Raw genomic sequence first — 24,333 nt, 5'->3', positions numbered from 1 at the left:
CGTGGGTCAGAGGCCGTGTTCGCGGTCGAGCCGGGCGATCTGGCCGGCGACGAGGGGCCGCAGCGGAGAGGCAGTGGTGAGGCAGGCCATCTGGGCCGTCCACATCTCGTAGTCGTCCGCGCCCCATGCCGACCGGGTCCAGGTGGACATCAGGTCGGGCTCGCGGCTGGCCAGGACCGCGCGCCGCAGCTGACTCTCGACATGGCTGCGCAGCCGCGCGATGCCCGGCGCGGTCGAGTGGGGGAGAAGGGGACCTCGGTAGGCCCGCAGCGCGACATCGACCGAGCCGGCGGCGAGGTGCGCCTCCACGGCGAGCCAGTCGGCAGTCACCTCGGCCGCGAGCCGGTAGGGGCGCGAGGCCAACAGGTCCTCGCCCAGCAGGGCACGGAGCCGGTTCAGCTCGGCTCGCAGCGTGGACGTGGTCACGTCCTCCTCGTAGAGCAGCACGGCGAGCTCGTCGCCGGACAGCCCTCGCGGTGCGGACGCCAGGAGCAGCACGATCTCGCTGTGCCGCGGGCTCAGCCGCAGCGTCCTGCTGGCGCCGCGGCCGTCATCGACCGAGAGCAGGGCGTCGTTGCGACCCAGACCCTGCAGCGACAACCCGATCCCGGTGTGGCTCGAGCGCGGGGCCTCGCGGCCGCGCGTGAGCAGTGCGCGGGCCAGCTCGGACTCGGCCATCCGGGCGGCCGCCCGCACCATGGCCATGGTCTGCGGGACGACGATCTGCTCGCCACCGGTGATGTCGAGGACCCCGAGCAGGGTGCCGTTGGTGGGGTCGTGGATGGGGGTGGCCGCGCAGCTCCAGCGCTGCACCGACCGGCGGAAGTGCTCCGCGCCGATGATGTTCACCGCCTGGTCGAGGGCCAGCGCCATCCCGGGAGCGTTGGTCCCGGCGAGCCGCTCGTCCCAGTTGCTGCCCTCGACGAAGCCGATGCTCTCGGCCCGGCGCAGCACGCTCGGCGTCCCGCACACCCACAACAGCTGTCCTGCGGCGTCGGAGACCGCCATGATCGCGTCGCAGTCACGGGCGGCCCGTCCGAGCACGTCGTCGAGCAGCGGGAAGACCTGCGCGAGCGGGTGCGCCTCCCGGTGGTCGCGCAGGGCGTCGGCGGGCAGCGTGATGGGCGCATCCACCCGGTCGGCCTCGACGCCGGCCGCGGCCGAGCGGACCCAGGAGTCCGCCACCTGGGAGCGCACCGCCGACATCGGTTCCATCGCGTCAGTGTCGGCGACCCGGAGCTCGTTGTCACCGGGGCGTCCACGCCGGTGAGGCAAGTGGGCGCTCGGACCAGCCGGGCGGTCGACGAGCCGGGCCGGGCCGCCCGACCGTGCTGAGCGGTCAGCAGGCCCGGTTGGTCGGTGTGGTGGCGGTCGTCGCCTTGGGTGCCGCCGTCAGCGCCTTGAACTTGGCGCCCAGCACGAGGTCGACCGACGAGTCGGCGCGACTGTCCTTGATCGCCTTGGACCCCTTGACCAGGGCCATCACCAGCTTGGCCGAGGAGGTTCCCGTCGTGCCGTAGCGGACTTCGGCGGCGACGGTGACGTCCTTCTGGAGGGGGTCGTTGCTCACCGCCGAGACCTTGAACCCGCGCTTGCGCACGTCGGACGCGGTCTTGGCGGCCAGCCCCGAACGGTCGGTCGCGTTGTAGACGTTCACGGTGATCTGCGAGGGGGTCTTCGCGGTGCTCGTGGCCGTCGAGGTACAGGTCGGGCTCGCGGTCGCTCGGGGCGAGTTGCTGTCCTGGTAGTACGAGTAGGCGTACCAGAACGCGAAGAACAGCATCAGCGCGACGACACCGAGGGTGATCAGGGCACGACGTCGACGGGCGCGGCGTGACCGCGACGCACCGGCCTCCACGACGTAGCTCATGCACCCACCTCCGCCCGCACCGTCGCCTCCCCAGACTGCTTGGGGTCAGTCAAGCACGAGGACGCGGGCGTGCAGGGTAGGACGCTGTTGAAGAGCGGCACGAAGTGCGCGGTGCAGACCGTCCTCGAGGTAGAGCGTCCCCTCCCACTCGACCACGTGCGCGAACAGGTCGCCGTAGAAGGTGGAGTCCTCGGCCAGCAGGTGCCCGAGGTCGAGAGTGCGCTTCGTCGTGACGAGCTGTTCGAGCCGTACCAGGCGCGGTGGCACGTCGGCCCAGTCGCGGGGCGTCTGCTTGCCGTGCTCGGGATATGGCCGGCCCTCGCCCACCTTCTTGAAGATCACCCAGCCACCATAGGTGCTGTCGGATGCGCCCGAGTGGGTTGCGATGGCAGGTATGGCGTGGTGTTGCCAAGGCGTGATCATCCGGGGCAGCTGGTGCGTAGATTCACCTGCCCGACGGCGTGGGGTCCGCACTAGAGTGCCGAAGGTGACCGAGACGACGCCATCGCACCGCCCCTCGGAGCCGACAGCCGGGAGCAACGCCCAGCTCGACGAGATCCGCGCCGGGTACTCCTTCGAGGGAGGCGCCCTGCTCTTCGGCGCCACCGTCATCGAGGGCAAGGCCCATCCCGATGCGCCGGTCCGGGTCCCCCTCGCCACCCTGAACCGCCACGGCCTCGTGGCCGGCGCCACCGGCACCGGTAAGACCAAGACGCTGCAGCTGATGGCCGAGCAGCTCTCCGGCCAGGGCGTACCCGTCTTCCTCGCGGACATCAAGGGCGACCTGTCCGGCATGGCCACCCCGGGGCAGGCCAACGACAAGATCACCGCCCGCTCGACGGAAGTCGGGCAGCAGTGGGTCGGCACGGCATACCCGACCGAGTTCCTCTCGCTCGGTGGCCTCGGCAACGGCATCCCGATCCGCGCCGCGGTGTCTTCGTTCGGGCCGACGCTGCTCGCCAAGGTCCTCGGGCTCAACGAGACGCAGGAGTCCAGCCTCGGCCTGGTCTTCCACTACGCCGACTCCAAGCAGCTGTGGCTCGACGAGCTCAAGGACCTGCGGGCCGTCGTCTCGTTCCTCACCTCCGACGAGGGCAAGGCCGACCTCAAGGAGCTCGGCGGCCTCTCGTCGGCGACCGCAGGCGTCATCCTGCGCGAGCTGATCACCTTCGCCGACCAAGGGGCCGAGGCGTTCTTCGGCACGCCCGAGTTCGACACCAAGGACCTGCTGCGGACCGCCGGCGACGGCAAGGGCCTGGTGACCTGTCTCGAGCTGCCTGCCGTGCAGGACCGCCCGGCGCTGTTCTCGACGTTCCTCATGTGGATGCTGGCCGACCTCTACCACGACCTGCCCGAGGTGGGTGACCCGGAGAAGCCCAACCTGGTCTTCTTCTTCGACGAGGCCCACCTGCTGTTCAACGGTGCGTCCAAGGCCTTCCTCGACGCCATCCAGCAGACCGTGCGGCTGATCCGGTCCAAGGGCGTCGGCGTCTTCTTCGTGACCCAGAGCCCCAAGGACGTGCCGGGTGACGTCCTCGCCCAGCTCGGCAACCGGGTCCAGCACGCGCTGCGCGCCTACACGCCGGACGACGCCAAGGCGCTCAAGGCGGCGGTGTCGACCTACCCGCACAGCGAGTACGACCTCGAGGAGCTGCTCACCTCACTGGGCACCGGAGAGGCCGTCGTGACCGTGCTCTCCGAGAGGGGCGCACCGACCCCAGTCGCCTGGACGCGAATGATCGCACCCCAGTCGCTGATGGCGCCGTCCGACGAGGCCACCGTCAAGGGGATCATCGCCGCCTCGACGTTGGGTGCGAAGTACGCGACCGCCACCAACCGCGACTCGGCCTTCGAGCTGCTCCAGGCCAAGGAAGCCGCCGAGGCGAGTGCTGCTCAGGCCGCCCCCGCGCCAGCCGCGCCCGCCCCGGCTCCGTCCCCGGCCAAGGCGCCGCGCGCACCCAAGGCAGAGCCGAGCATCGTGGAGCAGGTGGTCAAGTCCAGCGCGTTCAAGTCGGCGCTGCGCTCGGCCGGCACCGTGCTCGGCCGCGAGATCACCCGCTCGATCTTCGGCACCTCCCGCCGCTGAGCCGAGCTATGCCGCCTGGTGACCACGCGGCATACCTCACCGCCCCACCAGCAGGCTGTGGTCAGCCGAGGAGTGCGGCGACCAGCAGGATGACCGGCACGGCGCCCACGGTCGTGATGAGGATGGTGTCGCGGGCCAGCACGGTGGCTCGGTGGTAGCGGGTCGCGTGCACGAAGATGTTCTGCGCCGTGGGCAGGGCGGACGTCACCACGATCGCCAGCAGCGCGTGCCCCTCGACGCCGAGCACGAGGCTGGCCACGAGGTAGGCCACCAGGGGCTGGACGAGCATCTTCAGGACCGAGGTCGAGGCGAGTTCGGCCCGCGACCCGGCCTTGCCCAGCCCCGGGCCAAGCCGCAGCGCGATCCCGTAGGCGATGAGCATGCAGGGCACCGCCATGTTGCCGAGCAGGCGGAGCGGGTCGGCGGCGTAGCTGGGCAGCGTCCAGCCGGTGATCGACAGCAGCAACCCGATGAGCGAGCCGACCGTCAGGGGGTTCTTGAACGGTCCTGACACGACCTGCCACAGCGACGACGTGCGCCCGTGGGCGTCGGCGTCGAGGAAGGCCAGTCCCAACGGCTGCAGAACGAGCATCTGCAGCAGGAGCGTCGGGGCGACGAACGCGGCGTCGCCGAGGACGTAGCTGGCCACCGGGATGCCGAGGTTGCCAGCGTTGACGTATGCCGCGGAGAGGGCTCCGATGGTCGTCTCACCGAGGCTGCGGTGCCAGAGCCAGCGGGCCAGCGCCACGTAGATCCCGGCGGCCACGACGACTCCTGCGATGGACGCCACGAGGTTGGCGGAGAGCACCTGGTGCACGTCGGCCCGGGAGAGGGTGATGACCATGAGTGCCGGGCTGGCGACGAAGAAGGCGATGCGCGAAAGGATCTGCTGCGCATCGAGATCCACGATGCGCAGGTGTGCGAGCAGGGCGCCGACGCCGATGACGACGGCGATCGTGGCGAACCCGGTGAAGACTCCCTGCACGCGGACAGGTTAGGCGGGCGCCTTCAGGACCGGCGCAAGAGTCTCAAGGACCGAGGCGTCCTCGATCGTGCCCGGCACGTTGGGTGTCTTGCCGTCGGCGATCTCGCGCATCGTCTTGCGCAGGATCTTGCCCGACCGCGTCTTGGGCAGCGCCGTGACGATGTCGACCCGCTGGAGGGACGCGATGGCGCCCACCTCGTCGCGGACGCGCTGCTTGAGCTCGGCACGGATCCGCTCGCCGTCGGCCGCACCGTCGATCCCGGCCTTGACGACGACCAGCGCGCGAGGGACCTGCCCCTTGAGCTCGTCATTGACCCCGATCACCGCGCACTCCGCGACCGCAGGGTGGCCGGCCAGCGCGGCCTCGATCGACCCGGTCGACAGGCGGTGCCCGGCGACATTGAGGACGTCGTCGGTCCGTCCCATGACGTAGAGGTAGCCGTCCTCGTCGACCAGCCCGCCGTCACCGGTGAGGTAGTAGCCGTCGAACGCCGACAGGTAGCCCGAGACGTAGCGGTCGTCGTCGCCCCACAGGGTGGGCAGGGTGCCGGGCGGCAGCGGCAGCTTGATGCAGATCGCACCCTCCTCGCCGGCGGGCAGCTCCTCCCCGCGTTCCCCGAGGATCCGCACGTCGAACCCAGGCGTCGGCACGGTGGGCGAGCCCGGCTTGATCGGCATCGGCTGCAGGCCGCGCAGGTTGGCGGCGATCGGCCACCCGGTCTCGGTCTGCCACCAGTTGTCGACCACGGGCACCCCGAGCCGCTCGGTCGCCCACGCGTAGGTGTCCGGGTCGAGCCGCTCGCCTGCGAGGAACACCGTCTCGAGCGAGGACAGGTCGTGGGCCCTCATCAGCGCGCCGTCGGGGTCGTCCCGCTTGATCGCCCGGTATGCCGTGGGGGCGGTGAACATGGCCTTCACGCCGTAGGCCGCGATCACCCGCCAGAAGGCGCTCGCGTCAGGGGTTCCGACCGGTTTCCCTTCGTACAGAACGGAAGTCGCGCCAGCCAACAGGGGGGCGTAGACGATGTAGGAGTGGCCGACGACCCAGCCGACGTCGCTGGCCGTGAACCAGGTGTCGCCGGGTTCGATCCCGTAGATGTTGCCCATCGACCACCGCAGCGCCACGGCGTGGCCACCGTTGTCGCGGACGATGCCCTTGGGCCGTCCCGTCGTGCCGGACGTGTACAGGACGTAGAGCGGGTCGGTCGCGGCGACCGCCACGCAGTCGGCGGGCTCGGCGTCCGACACGAGCTCGTCCCAGTCCATCTCCTCCCAGTCCGTGTCGCGCTCACCGACCGCCGCCCGGGCCTGGGGGCGCTGCAGGACGATGACGGACTCGGGCTTGTGGCTGCTGCGGTCGAGGGCGGCATCCAGCAGGGGCTTGTACTCGACCACCCGGGTCGGCTCCACCCCACAGCTCGCCGCGACGATGACCGTCGGCTTGGCGTCCTCGATGCGGGCTGCGAGCTCGGCCGGGGCGAACCCACCGAAGACCACCGAGTGCACCGCACCCAGCCGCGCGCACGCCAACATCGCGATGACCGCCTCGGGCACCATCGGCATGTAGATGACGACGCGGTCGCCCTTGGTGACGCCGAGCGAGGCCAACGCGCCGGCGAACGTCGCGACGCGGTCGAGCAACGCGGCATACGTGATGGTCTGCTTGGTGTCGGTCACGGGGCTGTCGTAGTGCAGCGCGGCCTGGTCGCCGCGCCCCGCCGCGACGTGGCGGTCGAGCGCGTTGTAGCAGGTGTTGAGCGTCCCGCCCGTGAACCAGCGGTAGAACGGCGGCCGATCCGCGTCGAGCACCCGCTGTGGGGGAGTGACCCAGTCGATCGCCTTCGCGGCCTCGCCCCAGAAGCCTTCCGGGTCCGTGAGGCTCTGCCCGTATGCGGCGTCGTACGCACCGTTGCCCATGTCGCCATCGTGGGCCACCACGGCGCGACCCGCCAGACCCCGCAGGCCGCCGACGGTCGGATCAGTAGCTGGCCAGGTCCACCTGGGCGAGCACCGCGGTGACTCGCGGCAGCAGGCTGACCGTCCGCCACCCGGAGGGGCCCTGCCGCCCACAGAGCTGGTCGTAGGGCGCGAGACCCGGACACACAAGGTTGCGGACGCCCGGGCCATCGACCTCGACGACCACCGGCAACGTGCTGAGGCTGTCGTCGGCCGCGATGGGCGGCAGCAGGACCAGGGCCCGCCCGGGCGTGGACGGGGCGCTCACGGTGGCGGCCCCCGTCAGCCGGTAGCGCAGCTCCACGACCAGGGGTGCGCCGGGAAGCAGCACCCTCCCGCCGGTGCTGAGCGAGCCTGCCTGCTCGGGGAGCCGGTTGCCGTCAGCAAACACCTCCAGATCGGTGATGCGAGGGATTCCCGGCAAGGCGCCCGCCACCGCACCCTTCACCTCGGGCAGGGCGATCTGGAGTCCGGTGGATGCTCCCGGGAAGCGGACCTGCTCGAGAACGTCCAGCGAGCCGTTGTCGCGAGGAGACACCTGTACGTGGACTCCCGGTCCGGTGCGCCCTGGATCCGGGTCAGCTGTCGTGGTGGTGACTGAGGTCGGGGTGCGCGGGGGGAGGGCGACACGCGGACCAGGTGCGTTGTCGTCCGCCTGGCGCACGGTCACGACGTAGGCCAACGCGAGTGCCACCACCAGGATCAGGGCGATGCCGGCACCCGGCCCCGGGGCACGCTGCCCGGTGGACGGGCGTCGTGCCGGCACCGGCACCCTCGATGCCCAGCGCAGCAGGACGTCCCTGGGCAACGGTCGGTCACCCCCCGGGCCCGGCCCCTGTGCCTGACTCATGCTCTTCGTCTCCCGCCGTCGGGCTTCGAGTATGAGCAGGCCGTTCGTGCCCTGACACCCCTACCGCGCGGATTTACGCCATTTGCATGAGCGTCCCGGGCGAGCCGCTTCGATGCCGAGGGATCGGTGTGGGGATGCACGGCGCGTCGGCGCTCCCTTGCCAAATCATGACCAACCAGGACAGCGCCACCCCTTGTGGCCGGCCGTGAGACGTAGGTAAGTTCCGTTGTGGGCGCTTCGATGGTGAATCGTTCACATACGCTCTTGGAGGCAACGAATGTCCAGGTCTGCTCTGTCCCATCGCACCTTCCTCGCCGGTGGTGTCGCCGCCGGAATGCTCCTCGCGGGCACCGGCACCGGCCTCGCGTCGGCCGCCCCACCGTCCCTCGCACCGGGCGCCACCCCCGCCGGGCAGACCGGCTGGGTCACCTCGACGTTGGCCAGGATGACGTTGGAGGAGAAGGTCGGCCAGCTGTTCATCCAGAACGTCTACGGCAAGGACGCGACGACTCCTGACGCGCGCAACATCCCGCTCTACGGGGTGGCCAGCCCGGCCGAGGTCGTGCAGAAGTACCACCTCGGCGGGGTCATCTACTTCGCCTGGACCGACAGCGTGCAGAACCCGCCGCAGATCGCCGGCCTCTCGAACGGCCTGCAGAAGGCCGCCCTGTCGCAGCCCTCCAAGGTCCGGATCCCCCTCCAGATCGCCACCGACCAGGAACAGGGCGTGGTGACCCGCATCGGTCCGCCCGCAACCCAGTTCCCGGGGTCGATGGCCCTGGGTGCCGGGCGCTCGACCGACGACGCCCGCACCGCGGCCAGGATCACCGGCGCCGAGCTCAAGGCGATGGGGGTCAATACCGACTTCGCGCCGGACGCCGACGTCAACGTCAACCCGCTCAACCCGGTCATCGGCACGCGCTCGTTCTCGTCCAAGCCCCAGCTCGCTGCCGACATGGTCGCGGCGCAGGTCGCCGGCTACCAGGCGGACGCGGGAGTCACGAGCACGGCGAAGCACTTCCCGGGGCACGGTGACACGGCGACCGACAGCCACGTCGCGTTCCCGATCATCACCCACACCCGTCAGCAGTGGGAGCAGATCGACGCGCCGCCGTTCAAGGCCGCCATCGCGCAGGGCATCGACATGATCATGACCGCGCACCTCAACTTCCCGGCACTGGACGACTCCGGTGACCCGGCCACGTTGAGCAAGCCGATCATGACCGGTCTGCTGCGCAACGAGCTCGGCTACAAAGGGATCATCGTCACGGACTCCCTTGCCATGCAGGGGGTTCGCGATTTGTACGGCGACGCCGAGGTTGCCGTTCGCGCCCTCGACGCGGGCGTCGACCAGCTGCTCATGACCCCCTCCATGGACGACGCGTATGCCGCGGTGCTGGGTGCCGTGCGCAGCGGCCGGATCAGCCAGGCGACGCTCGACGCGAAGGTGCGCCGGGTCCTGGAGCTGAAGTACAAGCGTGGCGTCGTGGCCCAGCCCTACGTCGACGCTGCAGCGCTCGACAGCACGGTCGGAACCCCAGAGAACCTTGCCGAGGCGGCGGCGGTCACCGACCGAACCACCACCCTCGTCAAGAACGACGCGGGCACTCTTCCCCTGACCACCCAGGGCAAGAAGGTCCTCGTCACCGGCTACGGCGTGGCCACCACCCAGACCCTCGCTGACGGGCTGGCCGCCAAGGGCGCCGTCACGTCGGTGAAGCAGACCGGAACCTCCCCGACCGATGCCCAGATAGCTGCCGCCGTCTCGGCGGCTACGACGCAGGACGCCGTGGTCGTGACGACGATGAAGGCGTGGGACACCGCAGTGACCGACCCCCGGGCCGGCCAGCAGAAGCTCGTGAAGCAGCTGCTCGCCACCGGGAAGCCGGTGATCGTGGTGGCCACGCGTGACCCCTATGACATCGCCTACTTCACCGACGCACCGACCTACCTGGCGACGTACTCGTACAGCCCGGTCGCGATCGAGTCGGTGGCCCGCGTGATCAGTGGAGCCGTGAGCCCCACCGGCAAGCTGCCCGTCGACATCCCCGTCGCGGGTGACCCGGCCACGGTGCTCTACCCGTTCGGCCACGGCCTGACGTTCTGAGCCACACCTCTCCTCGACCAGGGATCGGAGCACGCCCCATGACCCACCTCAACCGCCGTCAGCTCATCACCGCAGCCGGTGCAGGTGCGCTCGCCCTACCCCTCGGCGTGACCGCCGCCCGAGCAGCGGCTCCCGCGGCGGGTCCGGCGGCGGGTCCGGCGGCTGCGCCGGGAGGTGCGCCGGCGGCATACGCGAGCTATCCGTCGCGTCCCGTCACGACGGGTGCCGAGAGCGAGGCGGCCAACGGCTGGAAGTCCCTGACCGGTCAGAAGGTCGGGATCATCACCAACCCGACCGGCATCCTGACCAACCTGCGCACCATCGTCGACGAGATGCACGAGGCGGGCACCGTTGACATCGTTGGGGTCTTCGGACCGGAGCACGGCTTCCGTGGCACCGCCCAGGCGGGTGGCTCGGAAGGCACCCACACCGACCCGCGCACCGGGCTGACGGTCTACGACGCCTACGGCGCCAACGCGGCCAAGATGGAGCAGCTGTTCCGGACCGCCGGGGTCGAGACCGTCGTCTTCGACATCCAGGACGCCGGGGCCCGGTTCTACACCTACATCTGGACGATGTACATGGCGATGCGTGCGGCGGTCGCGACCGGCTCGCGGTTCGTCGTGCTCGACCGACCGAACCCGACCGGTGGAACCGCTCGGGGACCGATGATGACCACGGCCTACACCTCCGGCGTCGGCGCCAAGGAGATCGTCCAGGCGCACGGGATGACGGTGGGCGAGCTGGCCCGCTTCTTCGACGCCGAGTTCCTGCCGGCTGATGCCGGCGGTCGGGTGAGCGAGCTGTCCGTCGTGGAGGTCGAGGGCTGGCGGCGCGACATGCCGTATGACGCGACCGGCCTTCCCTGGGTGACCCCCAGTCCCAACATGCCGACCCCCGACACCGCCCTCGTCTACCCGGGAACGGGCATGTTCGAGGGGACCAACCTGTCTGAGGGACGCGGCACCACGCGCCCGTTCGAGCTGGTCGGCGCTCCCTATGTCGACTACAGGTGGGCGGAAAAGCTTGCTGCGCGGGAGATTCCGGGCGTCGGGTTCCGCGAGGCGTACTTCACCCCGACCTTCAGCAAGCACCTCAACAAGGTGTGCGGTGGGGTCCAGGTGCACATCACCGACCCGACGACCTTCGACCCCATGCGGGTCGGCGTCGAGATGCTCGTGGCGGCGAAGTCCACCTACGCCGACTTCGCCTGGCGGGTGGACAACGACCCGCGGCCCTACTGGATCGACAAGCTGAGCGGCTCGACGCGCCTGCGCGACCAGATCACGGCGGGTGCGTCCGCCGACGACGTCGTCGGCGCCTGGTCGGCCGAGCTCGCCGAGTTCGACCGTCGTCGTCAGCAGTACCTCATCTACCGCGGCCCCGCCGCCTGACCTGGGTGCGAGGACCGTCATGCGTATTGCCATGCGTACCAAAGGAGCTGCCATCGTCGCGGTGTGCGCCGCGCTCGTCAGCGGAGTGCTGGTGACGGCCCCACAGGCGGGAGCCGAGGACTTCAGCAAGCCGTTCCGGGGCTTCGCCCCGCCGAACACGGTCCTGAGCGACGCCTCGCCTGCCAGCGTGGGGCTGGACCCCGGGCCGATCGCCACAGCGGTCGACCAGATCCGGGCGCACGAGTCCGCTCCGGTGGGCGGACACCCGATGTATGCCGGTGCCGTCGGCATCATGGGCCACGACGGGAAGATCGTCGAGCGGGACGCCAGCGGGTGGGCGCTGCGCTACGCGAACGCGACGACTGAGCTGCCGCGGGACCAGTGGGTCCCGATGCGCGACGACACGCTCTTCGACCTGGCCTCGGTCTCCAAGCTGTTCACCTCGCTGGCCGTCGTCCAGCTGATGGAGGAAGGGAAGGTCGACCTCGAGAGCCCGGTCGCGACATACCTCCCGGAGTTCGCGGCGAACGGCAAGGAGTCGGTGACGGTGCGGCAGCTGTTGACCCACACGTCCGGGTTCGTGGCCTGGCTCCCGCTGTGGAGCAAGTACCCGGACAAGGCGTCGCGGATCAAGGCCGTCATGGACCAACCCCTCACCAACCCGGCCGGCAGCACCTACCTCTACAGCGACCTCAACCTGATCACCCTCGGCGTGATGGTCGAGCGGCTGCGCGGCGAGTCGCTCGACCGGGTGGTGGCGAACCGGATCACCGGGCCGCTGGGCATGGCCGACACTGGCTACAACCCCACCGACCGCACCCGGACCGCTGCCACCGAGTACCAGACCGCGCCGGCGCGCGGGATGGTCTGGGGCGAGGTCCACGACGAGAACTCGTGGTCGCTCGGCGGGGTGGCCGGCCACGCGGGGGTCTTCTCGACGGTGGACGACATGGCGGTCCTCAGCCAGGCGTTGCTCAACGGCGGCACCTACCGCGGACACCGGATCCTGAGTCGTGACAGCGTCAACTCGCTCATCACCAACTTCAACGGGGACTTCCCCGGGGACGACCACGGGCTGGGTTTCGAGCTCAACCAGCGCTGGTACATGGACTCGCTCTCCGGTCCACGGACCGCCGGTCACACCGGCTACACCGGGACCTCGATCGTCGTCGACTTCAGCTCGCGCTCGTTCGCGATCCTGCTGACCAACCGGGTCCACCCATCGCGCAGCTGGGGCAGCAACAACCTGGCCCGACGCGAGTGGGCCGGCGGGTTGGGGCAGGCGATGGCCGTTCGTCCCAAGCACGGTGACACCGTGTGGTTCTCGGGCGCGCAGGACGCCACGACCCACACCCTGGGCACACCCACGCTCGCGGTGCCGGCCACAGGAGCCAACCTCGGCTTCGACCTGTTCCTCGACACGGAGGAGACCGACCTGCTGACGCTCGAGCGCTCGAGCGACGGTGGGGCCACCTGGGCGCCGCAACCGTTCGAGACCCGCGACCGCGGCGAGACCGGCACGAGCGACGGCGTCGTCTCCGGCAGCGGTGACCGCCGTTGGGTGCAGGCCCGAGCCGACCTGGCACCGGGCAGCCAGCAGCTGAGGTGGCGCTACACCACCGACGGCAGCTACCTGGGCCGCGGCGTGTACGTCGACGACATCCTCGTGGCGGCACGGGGAGGTGCGCTGCTTGACGGGGAGAAGGCGCCCGAGGCGCTGGTCGCGGACGGGTGGACGCTCACGACGCGGTGAGGGCCATGGCCACGCGGCCGGGACGCCCGACCGCGGCGGTTCTGGTGCCGGCCATGGTCCGGGTCAGCTGCTGCCAGGATCGGGAAGGGTGAGCTGAGCCAGCACTGCTGTGCGCCCCGGCAGCTGGGGGGTCAGGTACCACCCTCGAGCCCAGGTGCGTCCGCACAGCTGGGCGGCGGTGGGGAGCCCGGGGCACAGCACGTTGGTCACCTGGGCGCCCGAGACCTCGATGACGAAGGGGATCGACCCCAGCGTCGCGGCGGTCGTGATCGGCGGCAGCACTGCCAGCGCCCGGCCAGGGGTGGACGGGACGCTCCGGACCGTGGCCCCGGTCAGCCGGTAGCGCATCACCACCGTGTCGGTCTGGGCGGGAAGATCGACCGTCCGGGCCTTGGTGAGGCTGCGCACACCGATGTCCACGATGGCGTCGTCCGCCTGGACCTGGAGGTCGGTGATCTCGACATGGCTGGGGCGGCTCTTGGCGGCCACCCCCTTGGTCAGCGGGGGCGCGAGCGAGAGCTCCGTGACCGGATCGGCGAAGCGGACGCGCTCGAGCACCTCGAGCGACCCGTCGGCCGCCGGGGTTGCCCGGACCAGGACCCCTGGTTCGGTCTGGCCAGGACCCACCGGCATCCCGGGGGCGTAGGCGCTGCTGCCGGATCGTGGCGGTGTGACGGGAGTGGTCGCGGACGTGATGGTTGGCAGGGGTGCCACGGTCTGGCCGGCCGCTGACGGCTTGTCCTGCGTGACGTCGAGGATCCACCCACTGGCGGCGAACGCCCCGACGAACAGCAGCGGGGCGCCCACGGCCACCGCGATGGCCCTGCGTCGTCTGACCCGTCGGCTCGCCGCATCGTCCTCCCCGAGGTCCTGGGCCTCGTCGCCTGCCTCGTGGTCGTCCCAGAAGTGGTGTTCCCAGTCGTACTGGTCCGCCACGGCGTTCGGCTGTGGTTCGGCGGGGTCGTCCGGTGGGTCAGGAGTTGCGGCGGGCTGGTTGAGCTCTTGCTCAGCGGGTGGTGGCGCTTCGACCTCGGCTGGCGGCGCAGTGGTCTCGGGGGCTGGCGCAGTGGCCTCGGGGGCTGGCGCGACGCGCTCGTCGACTTCGTCCGGCCTGGACAGTGGGGTGGTCGCGGTCGCGGTGGCAGAACCGTTCGGGCGGGAGATCCGTGGTGAATCGGCGCGCGACGGCGCCACGGTCGCAGTGGCGCGCCACTGGGCGACCGACTGCTGACCTGCTGCCTTCTTCCGCTTGCGTCCAGCGCTCATACCTGTCCCCTCGTGCTGTCTCGAGTATGTGCGGACAATTGAGGGCAGGACCACCCCAAGGGGCGGAAATACGCCTTTTGTACGACGCCCCTGCGCCGGTGCGGCGTCATCATCGAGCGATCCAGGGGACCACTACGCGTGTTGGGGAGGCACACATGCGCCGACGGTTTGTCCAGGTCGCCACGTTCGCGCTCCTCGGCGGTGCGACGTTGGTTCTCGCCACGACACCCGCGCAGGCTGGGGTGCCGCAACGCGCCCCCGCAGCAACAGGGTCGGCGACGGTCTACCTCATCCAGGGGGTCGATGCCACGACGATGGCATTGACCGTCGACGGTCGCACGGTCGCGGCAAGCGCTGCGGCGAAGCAGGTCGTCGGGCCCCTGAAGCTGTCCCCCGGGCAGCACACGCTCGCGGCCAAGCCAGCGTCCGGCGGAGCCTCCGTCACGGCAACTCTCCGGGTGGCCGCGGGCGCCAGCGTCGATGCCATCCTGCACCGCCAGGCAGACGTCACCAAGCCGCCAGAGTTCACGGCATACACGAACGACCTCTCGGCGGTCACGGCTGGAAGCAGCCGCCTGACCGTTGCCCACACCGCAGCCGTCGGACCGGCAGACATCAGGGTCAAGGGCAAGGTGCTGTTCGCCAACGTGGCCAACGGCGAGCAGCTGACCCTCACGGTCCCGGCGGGCACCTATCCCGTCGACATCGTGCCGACAGCGACGACCGGGCCGGTGGTGTTCGGACCCGTCGACCTGGTAGTGGGGAAGGCGTCGCTGACGAGGGTCTTCGCCATCGGGGTCGCGGCGACGGGTTCGATGGACGCCGTCGTCCAGGTGCTTCCCGTGGCGACACGCGGCAGCGGTGAGGTGCCGTCCCGGGTCGATGCCGGCGACGGGGGTCAGGCGCAGGCCCTGATCGACGCGCACCGAGCCGGTGCTCCGGGTGGCGGTTGGCCGATGGTCCCGCTGCTGGCATCGCTGGTCGCGGCAGTGGGGCTGGGAGGAGCGGTCCGCAGCCGCGCCCGTCGGTCCTGAGGATGCCGCGACGCGTGGGTCTCGGCCTCACGGCGGCCGGCCTGGGCTTGCTGCTCGGGCTGGGGGGCTGCGCCTCCGCCGCTGACGGGGACGGCCTGCCGGGTCCTGGGGGGAAGGCCTCCGCGGCAGTCGCCACCGGGCAGTCCTCAGCAGCCACCTCGGGCAGCGCAGGTGTCACCGAAGCAACCCCGCCGGCCCCTGATGGAACGGCAGCGGCCAGCCAGCGAAAGACATTCGCGCCCAAGCGAATTCGACTGCTGGCTGCGAAAGACGCTGCTGCTCCCGTCGAGGCTGTCGACACCGGCCCTGACGGCACTCTGCCGATCCCCGCGAACCCCAGCACCGTGGGCTGGTGGATGAGTGGGGCGCTCGCCGGCGAGGTGTTCGGCAGTGTCGTGCTGGCCGGACACATCGACTCCCGTCGTCACGGCCTGGGGTTCTTCGTCGCCCTCCTCGACGCGCGGCCCGGGGACCACATCGAGCTGTCCGGGGACGGTCTGCGCCAGGTCTACGTGGTTCGCTCCAACCGGGAGGTCGACAAGGACGTGCTATCGGCGCGGACCGGCGTCTTCGACCGCCAGGTGGCCGGTCGGCTGGTGCTCATCACCTGCACGGGGACGTTCGACCGGCGGACCCGGCACTACGACCACAACCTCGTCGTGACCGCCGACCCGCTCGGTGTGCCGGTGGCTCTCTGACCCGAGGCCGTACGGTAGCCCCATGCCATCGCGCGAAGAGTCCGGCACACCGACGCAGACCGTCCCGCTGCTGGTGCGGCTGCGGGGGATCCGCCCGTCCCTGTCGCCCGCCGAGGACCGGGTCGCCGAGAAGGTCCTCGCCAACCCGCGTGCCGCGGCGGCACTGACGATCAGCGAACTCGCCACGGCCGCAACGACTTCGGAGACGACTGTGCTGCGGTTCTGTCGCCGGCTGGGCCTGCCCGGCTACCCCCAGCTGCGTCTGGCGCTGGCCGAGGAGAGTGCCCAGCCGCGCTCGACCGGCGCGCAGGACACCGACATCAGCGCCAAGGACACCATCGACGACATCATCACCAAGGTGGCGTTCGCGGACGCCAGCGCGGTCGAGGACACCGCCCAGCAACTGGACCGGGACGCCCTGGCGGCGACCTCCGCGGCCATCGCGGCCGCCAGCCGCGTGGACATCTACGGGATCGCGGCGAGCGCGGTCGTCGGGACGGACCTCCAGCAGAAACTGCACCGCATCGGCGTCGTCGCCTTCGCGTGGAACGACCCGCACCTCGCGCTCACCAGCGCCACCCTGCTGGGCAAGGGCGACGTCGCGATCGGCATCTCCCACTCGGGCACCACCTCCGAGACGATCGAGTCGCTGGAGGTGGCCCGTGGCCGGGGTGCCACGACGGTCGCCATCACCAACTTCCCGCTCTCGCTGCTGGCTGCGCGGGCCGACTACCTGCTGACGACTGCGGCGCGCGAGACCAGCCTGCGGTCAGGCGCGACGGCCAGCCGCATCGCCGCCCTCACGGTCGTCGACTGCCTCTACATCGCGGTCGCGCAGCGACACCTGAGCCGGGCCCGCAAGGCCGTCCAGGAGACCCGGGCAGCCGTTGCCAGCCACCACCTGCGGCACTGATCCGACCTTTGGTTACTCATTCACATCATTGACGGCAAAACTGTAAGAAACTAACCTCGCCAGTGTGAGTAGCGACGTGAGCGTGAGCGCCCCGACCGAGGAGCGCCACCCGGGGACGACCTCGATCGACACCGAGGCGACCCTCGGCATCCTCCGACTGCTCAACGACGACGACGCGCTGGTGGCGCCGGCCGTGGCTGAGGTGCTGCCCGAGCTGGCCCGCCTCGTCGACCGCGCGGTGGACGCCATCCGGGCCGGCGGCACCGTGCACTACTTCGGTGCCGGCACTTCCGGCCGGCTGGCCGTCCTCGACGCCGCCGAGCTGCTGCCCACCTTCAACGCACCCGATGGGCTGTTCGTCGCCCACCACGCCGGTGGCCTCGGCGCCCTCCTCAAGGCAGTCGAGAACGTCGAGGACGACGAGGACGGTGGCCGCGCCGAAGCAGCCTCGCTCCGACCCGGAGACATCGCCATCGGGCTCACCGCCTCCGGTCGCACTCCCTACGTCGGCGGGGCGCTCCAGCGGGCCCGTGAAGCAGGCGCGGTCACCGCCCTGGTGACCTCGAACCCGCAGGCCGAGCTCGCGGCATACGCGGACCACGTGCTGGCTCCGCGGACCGGCCCCGAGGTGCTCACGGGTTCCACCCGGCTCAAGGCCGGAACGGCCCAGAAGCTGATCCTCAACTCCTTCTCCACCGCCGTGATGATCCGGCTCGGCCGGACCTGGTCCAACCTCATGGTCGACGTCGTTGCCACGAACGCCAAGCTCCGCGGCCGCGTCGTGCGCATCCTCCAGGAGGCGAGCGGTGCCGGCGACGCCGAGGTGCGCGCGGCCCTCGAGCAGGCCGGTGGCGAGCTCAAGCCGGCGTTGCTTGCCCTGCTCGCTAGCGTCGATGCGGCCTCTGCCCGCAGCGCGATCGCCGAGCACCACGGCTCGGTCACGCAGGCGCTCGCCGCGCTCACGGCAGCACCGGCCGACCCGTCCCAGAGGCACGCAGTCCAGAACGGCACGTCCCCGAACCACGCCTGAGAGGTGGCCCGGCCCCGCAGCCGGCGCTCTCACGCCCGGGTCGCTACTCCTGAGGGGTGTTCTGGTACTTGATGTAGGCGCTCGAGTCCCGGTGCCACAGGCGGACCAGGGTCCAGGCCCCCACCAGGAGCAGGGCGAGGGCAAAGGTGCGCGCGAACAGGCCGGCGGTGGGAAGGAGTCCACCGAAGAAGGTCCCCACCGACACCGCGAACAGCACGCTGGCGATGATGCGCGCCCACTTCGACCCACGAGCGGTGGCACGGGCCAGGGCCAGCCACACGACGCAGCTGATCGCGGCCGTCACCGTGGTCACGGTGAGGGCGAACCGCAGCACCCGCTCGACGTCGGCGTCCGTGGCGACGAGGGAACCGGAAGTGGCTTCGTGCCGAATGGCGGCCCGGAGCTGGCCCATCGTGAGGAAGCCGCGGAGCAGCTCGGCGACCTCGAGGACGGCGCCGAACTGCATGAGCCGGACGCTGTCGACGATCGACCGCGGTGCGACCACGGGGCTGCTCGGCCGCCACAGCCGCTGTGCCTCGGGCTGCCCGTCGCCGGGTCCGTCGGGGCTCAGCACTCCGCGCCACGAGATCTGTCGAGCCATCTGGGTGGTGCTCCCTCCGAGCGACGTGCAGACATCCTGTCCCGTAAGTGTGGACAAGGCCAGCCTCACGGCAGGGAGTCGAGCACGCCATGTCCGACTTCGGGCCAACGATGTCGGATGTGGCGCCGGAACCAGCGGTCAGACCGGCCATGGCTGGCCAGAAGTCCGGAAGGTGGAACGAGAAGAGCCCCCGCGCAAGCTCGGGGGCCATTTCGTGTGTCGTACCTGGCGGAGGATAGGGGATTCGAACCCCTGAGAGCTTTCACTCAACACGCTTTCCAAGCGTGCGCACTAGGCCACTATGCGAATCCTCCGCCGAGGAGGCTACCTGAGCGGCAGCCCACCTCTGAAATCGCTTCCCCTTCAGGCTCCTGAAACCCCCCACCGCGGCTCTCCAAGCTGCCACCGGGGGCGCCAGTGCAGTCAGCTCTGGGCGCCGACCGGGGGGCCGACGAGGAGAGCGATCATCGTCAGCGCCGCGACTGCGACCGCAGCGGCACCGAGTGCTGCCAGCGGTCGCGCCAGCATCCAGGCCTGGATCCGCTCGGCCGGGCTGCTCGCCGACTCGCGTCCCGGGGCCAGGCGCCAGTGGCCGGCCAGCTGCCCTCGGCGCTCTGCCCTGCGGTCGAACCACACCGTCATGAAGGGCGGCACTGCCGACACCAGGGCGACGGCAACGGTCCGGAAAGACCACTGCTGGTTGACACTGACGAACACCGCTGTGAGGCAGTAGGCGATGAAGACCACGCCATGCGTCATACCGAAGATGCGGACGCCGAGCTCGGTCGTCTGGGTGACGTACTTGAGGAACATGCCGATGAGCAACAGGGCCCAGGTGACGGCTTCTGCGAAGGCGAGGCGGCGGAACAGGGTGAGCGGCGACATGGGCCCATTGTCCAAGGCCGGGTCGCGCCGCCCGCGACGGGGTCGCCACCCACGGGGCGCTGTCCAACCCGCTGCGTGGGTCCGCCGGAGGGGTTGGACCGGATTCGCAGACGTGCTCGTGGCCTGTCTACACTGGGACCAGGCACCCCGTGTGGTGGTACCTCTCCGAACTCCCCCAGGGCAGGAATGCAGCAAGGGTAGGAGAGCTCTTCCAGGTACGCGGGGTGTCCCTCTTTGGCCCCTTTGCGCCCGGCGGCGGACAACCCGCCTCGCGGTCAGGTCCGGTGCCCCTCGTCGAGCAGCCGGACACGCCGCCGGCCGAACATGACGGCCGCGTAGGACGCGAGGGTGAGCACCAGGACGGCGTTCGACGCGCCGGACCGAGTGAGCAGGGCGGTGGCCGCGACGCCCCCGATGATCGTGAGCAGCAGCGGTCGCGAGTACCAGAACGCTACCGACATCACTGCTGACCCGGGCGAGAACAGCGAGACCGGAGGCAGGCCGCGGAAGGCGGCCATGAGGTGCGCGCCACCGACCAGCGCCACCATGGCCAGCGGCCAGACCAGCGCCGCGACCCCGGCGTCCGAGGTCAGCGTGACCACCCCGCCGGCCACCAGCGCCACGACGGTGTAGACGAGGGACGGCGCGACCAGGTGGGCCACCGCCTCCTGCCCGTAGGCCAGTCCGATCAGCGGCGGTGTCCCGGCGTTGTCGCCCTGGAGCCGCATCCCCTCTGCCCACGCGCCGAAGCCGAGGTAGCAGGCGATGACCCCGACGAAGGCGACGATGCTCGGGACCCCGGGAGTGGTCGCGTGTGCCAGCGCCCAGCACCCCGCCCCCGACAGAACGGCGCCGACGATCAGCGCCCCGGGGGAGCGCCGCAGTCCCAGCAGGTCGCGTTCGGCGATCACGACCAGCGGACCACGGGCTCGCAACCGGCGCCGACGGAGCCGGGTCGTGGGGGATGCCACGTCGAGCCGGGCGGCCCGGAGGTCGCCCGCGAGCACCGCACCGCCGATGGTCACCGCCCGCGCCGCCTGGGTGCGCATCCCGACGTGGTGCAGGGCGCGGAGCGAACGCGCCTCACGCAGCACCGTTCCCGGACCCCTCTCGCCGGTGGGCCAGGACCGCACCTGGCCCCACAGCCAGGCACCGGCAAAGAGGAGGCCGACCAGCAGACCGCCCATGCTGGTCGGCAACAGGGCCAACGGCGAAGCCACGTCGGCGACGACCATGCCGGTGCCGACCACCGCACCGGTGAGCAGTCCGCCCACGAGACAGCCGATGAGGCTGAGCCGCCACGGGCGTCGGAGCACGACGGCGCGGTCGAGCGCGCTGACCGCGACGTGGTCGAGGTAGGGCAGCTCGGGCACCACAGGTCCCCGGACCGAGCCCAGCCGGTGCCCGAGCAGGAGGAGGCCCATGATGATCGCTCCGACGACGAGGACTCCCTGGACCCCGGTCAGGTGGCGTGACAGCCAGGCCGGGTCGACGAACTCGAAGAAGGCGCGGGACGCCGGGACGCCGTAGACGAGCGAGGCGATGACGGCGACGTAGGCGGCATACACGGCGTTGCCGTTGCCCTCCTCGGGCAGGCCGCCCCGGATGATGCGGCGTGCCTCGACGAGGCGCTCGCGGTCGGTCGTCGGGACTACGGCCGCGCCGGATGCGTCGGGTGCGTCGCTCATACGGCGGCGACGTCGACCACCAGGTCGCCGATGGCGGCCGTCATGGTGGGGTCGTGGCAGGCGACGACGAGGGCTGCGCCGGCAGCCTTGCGGGCCAGCAGGATGTCGGTGAGCAGGCCGCGCTTGTGGGTGTCGAGGCGCTGTTCGGGCTCGTCGAGGAGCAGCACCCGCGCCGGGCGGAACAGCACCATCGCCAGGTGGAAGAGGTGCTGCTGCCCCGACGACAGCTCGTGGGGGAAGCGTTCGGAGAGGTGGTCGACCTCGAGCTCGGCCAGCATCGCGTCGGCCCGATCGTCCGCGGTGCCGATGTCCCCGCCCCAGGTGGAGTCGATGAGGACGAGGTGGTCGATGAGGGTGAGGTCGCGGTATGCCGTGGGCGAGCCGATCAGGGCAGCCACCCGGGAGCGCGTGGTCTGGTTGCGTTCGTCCAGCGCCTGCCCGTCGAGGCTGGCGCTGCCCGACGACGGCTCGAGGGTGCCGGCGAGGATCCGCAGCAGGGTGGTCTTGCCGCTGCCGTTCTCACCGCGTAGCACGACGCACTGGCCCGAGGTGACGGCGACGTCGACCGGTCGCAGCAGGACGTTGCCGTCGATCTCCTTGCCGACCCCGGTGGCGGTGAGCGTGACCAGGGGGGTGGCCTGTCCAGCACCCGGACCCGGTTCCGTGGTGGCCTGTCTGCGCCGTGCGAACATCTGCCTCCTTCGTCGCCGTCAGTGTGCCACCAGCGTCTGGACGTACCGCCCGTCGGTGACGATTTCCCGGGGATCCGGGTGGCGCCGCACCCGTCCCCAGGGGTGGGCACTCGGCATACCTGATGTCGTCGGGGGCGACTAGGGTTCCCGAGGTGAGCACCGCCCTGTACCGCCGCTACCGGCCGGAGACCTTTGCCGACGTCATCGGCCAGGAGCACGTCACCGAGCCGCTGATGCAGGCGCTGCGCACCGGCCGGGTCAACCACGCCTACCTGTTCTCGGGTCCGCGCGGCTGCGGCAAGACGACCAGCGCCCGCATCCTGGCCCGCTGCCTCAACTGCGAGCAGGGCCCGACGCCGACGCCCTGCGGCACCTGCGACTCGTGCGTGGCGCTGGCCCGCGGCGGTGCCGGCTCGGTCGACGTCATCGAGATCGACGCGGCCAGCCACGGTGGTGTCGACGACGCCCGTGACCTGCGCGAACGCGCGTCCTACGGGCCGGCGCAGAGCCGCTACAAGATCTACATCATCGACGAGGCCCACATGGTCACGCCGCAGGGCTTCAACGCCCTGCTCAAGATCGTCGAGGAGCCGCCGGAGCACGTGAAGTTCATCTTCGCGACGACCGAGCCCGAGAAGGTCATCGGCACGATCCGCAGCCGGACCCACCACTACCCCTTCCGGCTGGTGCCGCCCGGCCAGCTGTCCGACTACATGGCCATGTTGTGCGAGAAGGAAAAGGTCGGCGTCGCGCCCGGCGTGCTGTCCTTCGTCACGCGTGCCGGTGGCGGGTCGGTGCGTGACTCCCTGTCGGTGCTCGACCAGCTGATCGCCGGCTCCAGCGACGAGGGCCTGACCTACGAAGGGGCGGCCGCCCTGCTCGGGTTCACCGACGCCGAGCTGCTCGACGCCATCATCGACGCGTTCGCCGCGGCAGATGCTGCTGGCGTGTTCCACCAGGTCGACCGCGTCATCGAGACCGGGCTTGACCCGCGCCGGTTCGTCGAGGACCTGCTCGAGCGGCTGCGCGACCTCATCGTCGTCGCCGCGGTGCCGGACGGCGCGTCCTCCGTGCTGCGCGGTGTCCCCGAGGACCAGCTCGAACGCATGCGCCAGCAGTCGGCCGCCTTCGGCGGTGGCGCGCTGTCCCGCGCAGCCGACATCGTCAACGCCGGGCTCACCGAGATGACCGGCGCCACCGCGCCGCGGCTCCAGCTCGAGCTGATCTGCGCGCGCGTGCTGCTCCCAGCGGCCTCCGGCGAGTCCGGGTATGCCGCCCGCCTGGACCGCCTCGAACGTCGCCTCGACGTCGAAGGAGTGCCTTCGGCGGCGCGACCTGCCGGGGCGACCGCGTCGTCACCACCTGCGGCGGTCGCCGCGCCGCCACAGGCACACGCACCCGCTCCGGCACCCGCTCTGGCACCTGCACCGGCCGCGTCCGCCGCGACTGCGGAGCCCCCGTCGACCGAGCCCTCGCGGGCGCGGGCAGAGGTTCGCGCGTCGGAGCCGGTTTCGGCAACCGCGCCGCAGGCCGAGCCAACGGTGCCGGACACGGCGTCGACCCCAGCTGCGGACACGGTGACCGAGCCGGCTGCGGAGCCCGCGGTCGGGCCCACTGCCGAGCCGATTGCCGAGCCGGTCGCAGAACCCGTTGAGGTGCCGCAGGCCCCGGCCCCGCAGGTGGCGACTGGTGGTATCGACGTCGCCGCCATCCGCAGGGCCTGGCCGGACATCCTCGGGTGGATCTTCAAGCACAAGCGCACCACGTGGACGCTGTTGTCCGAGCACGCGACGGTGCACGACTATGACGGCTCCAAGGTCGTGCTCGGCATCTCGACGGTCGGCATCGCCAACACCTTCCGGCACGGCCCGCACGCCGACCTGGTCCGTCAGGCCCTCATCGACGTGCTCGGAGTCGATGCCAGGGTCGAGGGGATCCCCACGCCCGGCGCCGCCCTGGCCGCCCCGAGCGGCGAAGCCCACCCCACGGTCGCGCCCGGCAACCGGTTCCCGTCCGACGACCCGGCGGTCAAGGGCGACTCCCCGCCGCCCGGCCAGCGCCGAGCCGCGGGCGACGGGAGCTCGGGCTCAGCAAAGGGCGCAAACGCCGGCGGCGGCAGCGCGGCATACGGCGGCATCGCGGCGTCCAGCCCACCCCCGGAGACCGGCGGCGGCTGGGCCACTGCATCGTCCGGCCCCAGCGGCGGTCCCAGCTGGGCCAGTGACGACGCCACGACCGTGCCCACGGGCGCGTCGGAAGGCACCCCACCGAGCGCGTCGGCCGGCGCGACCGAGCAAGGCGCGGGCGCCGCACCCGCCGCTGCGCAGGCTGCCCAGATGTCGCGCCTCGCGGCGGCGCGAGCCGCGGTCGCGGCCGAGGAGCCGGCCCGGACCCCGGACACCTACATCGCCGACGACAGCGTGGCGAGCGCCGACGACGAGGACATCGCCGAGCTCGGTGAGGTCGGACGCCCGGTGATCGAGCGCCTGCTGGGCGGCAAGGTCATCGACGAAGGGTCCTGACCT

Annotated in this window: 20 protein-coding genes, 1 tRNA gene and 1 other RNA gene; 10 read left to right on the top strand and 12 right to left on the bottom strand. The window is 71.0% G+C overall.

The window, feature by feature from the left end:
• Positions 1-6: 6 nt before the first annotated feature.
• The 3 genes from EAH86_RS16000 to EAH86_RS15990 all read right to left on the bottom strand — a co-directional run bounded on the left by EAH86_RS16000 (position 7) and on the right by EAH86_RS15990 (position 2,212).
• Positions 7-1,215, bottom strand: a complete 1,209-nt coding sequence (locus tag EAH86_RS16000) for a GAF domain-containing protein (protein ID WP_140742518.1) — start codon at positions 1,213-1,215, stop codon at positions 7-9.
• Between the two features lie 124 nt (positions 1,216-1,339).
• On the bottom strand, positions 1,340-1,870 hold the full coding sequence (locus EAH86_RS15995; RefSeq protein WP_140742516.1) for a LytR C-terminal domain-containing protein: 531 nt from the start codon (positions 1,868-1,870) through the stop codon (positions 1,340-1,342).
• A gap of 45 nt (positions 1,871-1,915) precedes the next feature.
• Positions 1,916-2,212, bottom strand: coding sequence for a type II toxin-antitoxin system VapB family antitoxin (locus EAH86_RS15990; RefSeq protein WP_140742514.1), 297 nt, complete (start codon positions 2,210-2,212; stop codon positions 1,916-1,918).
• Positions 2,213-2,357: 145 nt separating this feature from the next.
• Between EAH86_RS15990 and EAH86_RS15985 the strand changes: the two genes are divergently transcribed.
• Positions 2,358-3,956, top strand: coding sequence for a helicase HerA-like domain-containing protein (locus EAH86_RS15985; protein ID WP_241668403.1), 1,599 nt, complete (start codon positions 2,358-2,360; stop codon positions 3,954-3,956).
• Positions 3,957-4,017: 61 nt separating this feature from the next.
• On the opposite strand, the gene EAH86_RS15980 is transcribed toward EAH86_RS15985, so the two are convergent.
• From EAH86_RS15980 to EAH86_RS15970, 3 genes are all read right to left on the bottom strand, one after another.
• Positions 4,018-4,941, bottom strand: coding sequence for an AEC family transporter (locus EAH86_RS15980; RefSeq protein ID WP_140742510.1), 924 nt, complete (start codon positions 4,939-4,941; stop codon positions 4,018-4,020).
• 9 nt (positions 4,942-4,950) lie between these two features.
• Positions 4,951-6,858 carry a propionyl-CoA synthetase gene (locus EAH86_RS15975; protein ID WP_140742508.1) on the bottom strand — a complete coding sequence of 636 codons (1,908 nt, stop codon included), beginning with the start codon at positions 6,856-6,858 and terminating at the stop codon, positions 4,951-4,953.
• Between the two features lie 61 nt (positions 6,859-6,919).
• Complete coding sequence (locus EAH86_RS15970; RefSeq protein ID WP_140742506.1) at positions 6,920-7,747, bottom strand: hypothetical protein; 828 nt, start codon at positions 7,745-7,747, stop codon at positions 6,920-6,922.
• Positions 7,748-8,024: 277 nt separating this feature from the next.
• On the opposite strand from EAH86_RS15970, the gene EAH86_RS15965 reads away from it, so the two are divergent.
• The 3 genes from EAH86_RS15965 to EAH86_RS15955 are packed head-to-tail and all read left to right on the top strand — an operon-like array spanning position 8,025 to position 13,001.
• Entirely contained in the window at positions 8,025-9,854 is a 1,830-nt protein-coding gene (locus EAH86_RS15965; protein ID WP_140742504.1) for a glycoside hydrolase family 3 protein, read from the top strand.
• Positions 9,855-9,892: 38 nt separating this feature from the next.
• Complete coding sequence (locus EAH86_RS15960) at positions 9,893-11,248, top strand: exo-beta-N-acetylmuramidase NamZ family protein (RefSeq protein WP_140742502.1); 1,356 nt, start codon at positions 9,893-9,895, stop codon at positions 11,246-11,248.
• A 31-nt stretch (positions 11,249-11,279) separates the two neighbouring features.
• Positions 11,280-13,001 carry a serine hydrolase domain-containing protein gene (locus EAH86_RS15955; protein WP_140742499.1) on the top strand — a complete coding sequence of 574 codons (1,722 nt, stop codon included), beginning with the start codon at positions 11,280-11,282 and terminating at the stop codon, positions 12,999-13,001.
• A 63-nt stretch (positions 13,002-13,064) separates the two neighbouring features.
• On the opposite strand, the gene EAH86_RS15950 is transcribed toward EAH86_RS15955, so the two are convergent.
• Positions 13,065-14,267: a hypothetical protein gene (locus tag EAH86_RS15950; RefSeq protein ID WP_140742497.1), complete on the bottom strand. Its 1,203-nt coding sequence runs from the start codon at positions 14,265-14,267 to the stop codon at positions 13,065-13,067.
• A gap of 155 nt (positions 14,268-14,422) precedes the next feature.
• Here EAH86_RS15950 and EAH86_RS15945 point away from each other — a divergent pair, with 155 nt between their 5' ends.
• The 4 genes from EAH86_RS15945 (at position 14,423) to EAH86_RS15930 (ending at position 17,942) form a co-directional block, all read left to right on the top strand.
• Complete coding sequence (locus EAH86_RS15945; protein ID WP_161988677.1) at positions 14,423-15,301, top strand: DUF4397 domain-containing protein; 879 nt, start codon at positions 14,423-14,425, stop codon at positions 15,299-15,301.
• Positions 15,302-15,315: 14 nt separating this feature from the next.
• Positions 15,316-15,999 (top strand): class F sortase, encoded by a 684-nt coding sequence (locus EAH86_RS15940; protein ID WP_140742493.1) that lies wholly within the window; start codon positions 15,316-15,318, stop codon positions 15,997-15,999.
• 22 nt (positions 16,000-16,021) lie between these two features.
• Positions 16,022-16,912 (top strand): MurR/RpiR family transcriptional regulator, encoded by an 891-nt coding sequence (locus EAH86_RS15935; protein ID WP_140742491.1) that lies wholly within the window; start codon positions 16,022-16,024, stop codon positions 16,910-16,912.
• Between the two features lie 82 nt (positions 16,913-16,994).
• Complete coding sequence (locus EAH86_RS15930; protein WP_241668402.1) at positions 16,995-17,942, top strand: N-acetylmuramic acid 6-phosphate etherase; 948 nt, start codon at positions 16,995-16,997, stop codon at positions 17,940-17,942.
• A gap of 43 nt (positions 17,943-17,985) precedes the next feature.
• Here EAH86_RS15930 and EAH86_RS15925 read toward each other — a convergent pair whose 3' ends face one another.
• The 3 genes from EAH86_RS15925 to EAH86_RS15915 all read right to left on the bottom strand — a co-directional run bounded on the left by EAH86_RS15925 (position 17,986) and on the right by EAH86_RS15915 (position 19,428).
• Entirely contained in the window at positions 17,986-18,543 is a 558-nt protein-coding gene (locus EAH86_RS15925) for a hypothetical protein (protein WP_140742487.1), read from the bottom strand.
• A gap of 226 nt (positions 18,544-18,769) precedes the next feature.
• Positions 18,770-18,857: transfer RNA gene (locus tag EAH86_RS15920), tRNA-Ser, on the bottom strand.
• A gap of 109 nt (positions 18,858-18,966) precedes the next feature.
• A complete protein-coding gene (locus tag EAH86_RS15915) occupies positions 18,967-19,428 on the bottom strand; it encodes a DUF3817 domain-containing protein (RefSeq protein ID WP_140742485.1) in 462 nt (153 codons plus the stop codon).
• Positions 19,429-19,566: 138 nt separating this feature from the next.
• Here EAH86_RS15915 and ffs point away from each other — a divergent pair.
• An RNA gene (gene ffs / locus EAH86_RS15910) (signal recognition particle sRNA small type) lies at positions 19,567-19,665 on the top strand.
• A 38-nt stretch (positions 19,666-19,703) separates the two neighbouring features.
• Here ffs and EAH86_RS15905 read toward each other — a convergent pair.
• A complete protein-coding gene (locus tag EAH86_RS15905; RefSeq protein WP_140742483.1) occupies positions 19,704-21,116 on the bottom strand; it encodes a hypothetical protein in 1,413 nt (470 codons plus the stop codon).
• Positions 21,113-21,808 carry an ABC transporter ATP-binding protein gene (locus EAH86_RS15900; protein ID WP_140742481.1) on the bottom strand — a complete coding sequence of 232 codons (696 nt, stop codon included), beginning with the start codon at positions 21,806-21,808 and terminating at the stop codon, positions 21,113-21,115. Before EAH86_RS15900 ends, EAH86_RS15905 begins: the two co-directional genes overlap by 4 nt.
• Positions 21,809-21,960: 152 nt before the next feature.
• Here EAH86_RS15900 and EAH86_RS15895 point away from each other — a divergent pair, with 152 nt between their 5' ends.
• On the top strand, positions 21,961-24,330 hold the full coding sequence (locus EAH86_RS15895) for a DNA polymerase III subunit gamma and tau (protein WP_194150787.1): 2,370 nt from the start codon (positions 21,961-21,963) through the stop codon (positions 24,328-24,330).
• Positions 24,331-24,333 lie beyond the last annotated feature (3 nt).

This window comes from Pedococcus bigeumensis (genome assembly GCF_006438965.1).
In the GTDB taxonomy this organism is placed as follows: domain Bacteria; phylum Actinomycetota; class Actinomycetes; order Actinomycetales; family Dermatophilaceae; genus Pedococcus; species Pedococcus bigeumensis_A.
This window is presented reverse-complemented; position numbering and strand designations above follow the sequence as displayed.

What these genes read in the sequence shown, in the direction of transcription:
- EAH86_RS15970 (WP_140742506.1), bottom strand. Translation starts at nt 7,747, where the DNA reads ATGAGTCAGGCACAGGGGCCGGGCCCGGGGGGTGACCGACCGTTGCCC.
- EAH86_RS15905 (WP_140742483.1), bottom strand. Translation starts at nt 21,116, where the DNA reads ATGAGCGACGCACCCGACGCATCCGGCGCGGCCGTAGTCCCGACGACC.
- EAH86_RS15925 (WP_140742487.1), bottom strand. Translation starts at nt 18,543, where the DNA reads ATGGCTCGACAGATCTCGTGGCGCGGAGTGCTGAGCCCCGACGGACCC.
- EAH86_RS15935 (WP_140742491.1), top strand. Translation starts at nt 16,022, where the DNA reads ATGCCATCGCGCGAAGAGTCCGGCACACCGACGCAGACCGTCCCGCTG.
- EAH86_RS15960 (WP_140742502.1), top strand. Translation starts at nt 9,893, where the DNA reads ATGACCCACCTCAACCGCCGTCAGCTCATCACCGCAGCCGGTGCAGGT.
- EAH86_RS16000 (WP_140742518.1), bottom strand. Translation starts at nt 1,215, where the DNA reads ATGGAACCGATGTCGGCGGTGCGCTCCCAGGTGGCGGACTCCTGGGTC.
- EAH86_RS15945 (WP_161988677.1), top strand. Translation starts at nt 14,423, where the DNA reads ATGCGCCGACGGTTTGTCCAGGTCGCCACGTTCGCGCTCCTCGGCGGT.
- EAH86_RS15955 (WP_140742499.1), top strand. Translation starts at nt 11,280, where the DNA reads ATGCGTACCAAAGGAGCTGCCATCGTCGCGGTGTGCGCCGCGCTCGTC.
- EAH86_RS15995 (WP_140742516.1), bottom strand. Translation starts at nt 1,870, where the DNA reads ATGAGCTACGTCGTGGAGGCCGGTGCGTCGCGGTCACGCCGCGCCCGT.
- EAH86_RS15965 (WP_140742504.1), top strand. Translation starts at nt 8,025, where the DNA reads ATGTCCAGGTCTGCTCTGTCCCATCGCACCTTCCTCGCCGGTGGTGTC.
- EAH86_RS15975 (WP_140742508.1), bottom strand. Translation starts at nt 6,858, where the DNA reads ATGGGCAACGGTGCGTACGACGCCGCATACGGGCAGAGCCTCACGGAC.
- EAH86_RS15950 (WP_140742497.1), bottom strand. Translation starts at nt 14,267, where the DNA reads ATGAGCGCTGGACGCAAGCGGAAGAAGGCAGCAGGTCAGCAGTCGGTC.
- EAH86_RS15900 (WP_140742481.1), bottom strand. Translation starts at nt 21,808, where the DNA reads ATGTTCGCACGGCGCAGACAGGCCACCACGGAACCGGGTCCGGGTGCT.
- EAH86_RS15915 (WP_140742485.1), bottom strand. Translation starts at nt 19,428, where the DNA reads ATGTCGCCGCTCACCCTGTTCCGCCGCCTCGCCTTCGCAGAAGCCGTC.